Below are 1198 nucleotides of genomic sequence, written 5' to 3' on the forward strand. Positions count from 1 at the left end.
TCCTCCACCAAGGACAATGACATGTATGTGCGGATGAAAGGACAGGTTGCTTCCCCAGGTATGGAGTATGCTCAGAAATCCGATATCTGCACCCATGTGCCTTTTGTCCCGGGCAAGTTCTATGAGGGTGTCAGAGCTGGCGCTGTATAGCAGGTTATAGAGCTGCCTTTTGTTTGAAAAGATGATTGGGTTGAGATCTTCCGGCACGGTGAACACGGCATGGAAATATGGGGCATCCACCACATCTGCCTTCCTGGCGTCTATCCATTTTTCCTTGGTAAGGGACTGGCAGCATGGGCAATGGCGGTTTCTGCAGGAGTTGTAGTGGACATGGGTCTCACCGCAGTCCTGGCATGTAGTGGAGTTGCCTCCCAAAGCAGATGTTTTGCAGCTCATTATCGCTTTTGCTGCCTTATCGGTATCATGGTTCTCACCATGCTTTTCAAGGAAATTGCCGTATCCCTTGTTGAATATTTCCTGAACCTTATACATTGTGGACACCATCGAAGGGGTTGACGAAATGAGACGGGCCTGTCCTTGCGAGGTGAATGTATATTGCAGTGCTGCTTGAAGACCTGTGGCCGAGAAGCTTCTGAATGGTAATAAGGTCGACGCCGCTCTCATAGAGATGGGTAGCGAACGAATGCCTGAAAGTGTGTGAAGAAATATGCTTGGACCAGTTGAGAGTCTTGAGATGTCCTGAAATGAGACGGGAAAGCGTATTTGAAGTAATGGGCTGATTTCCTCTTTTGCTTGGGAAAATCCACTCCATCGGACGACCATATCTTCTCCAGTAGTCGGTGAGTATCTCCAAGGCATTGGTGGACAGTGTGGCATATCTTTCCGACCTGTTCTTTGAGGCGCGGATGAATATACGGCAATCCTTTCTGCTGATATCCTCGTATTTGAGGTGCAGGAGTTCTGATAGCCTTAGCCCGGAAGAGTAAAGCAGGGCAATGCAAGCCTTGAGTCTCAGGTCGTGGATCGAACATATGAACTCCATTGTCTCACCCAGGGTCATTACCTCGGGGAGATAGATGTTTTTCTTCATGGAAGGGACTTCGTATTTGTCCCAGGATTGCTTAAGTATGTACAGCCTGAAAAAGCGTATTTGTGATGAGTGGGCATTGATACTGTGGTTGGAAAGCTTCTTTGTCTTCTTAAGGAAAAGGAGATGGGTCCGAATGTCATTGTAGGA

Annotated in this window: 2 protein-coding genes; both read right to left on the reverse strand. The window is 47.9% G+C overall.

The features are described 5' to 3' along the window. A partial coding sequence (locus T472_RS08215; RefSeq protein WP_023863528.1) for an IS91 family transposase occupies window positions 1-492 on the reverse strand: 492 nt, incomplete at its 3' end. After that, window positions 485-1198 (reverse strand): tyrosine-type recombinase/integrase (locus T472_RS08220; protein ID WP_023863529.1); only part of this gene is annotated, 714 nt, incomplete at its 5' end. The genes T472_RS08220 and T472_RS08215, both read right to left, overlap by 8 nt.

Origin of the sequence: Youngiibacter fragilis 232.1, assembly GCF_000495435.3 — a bacterium.
GTDB lineage: Bacteria > Bacillota > Clostridia > Clostridiales > Clostridiaceae > Youngiibacter > Youngiibacter fragilis.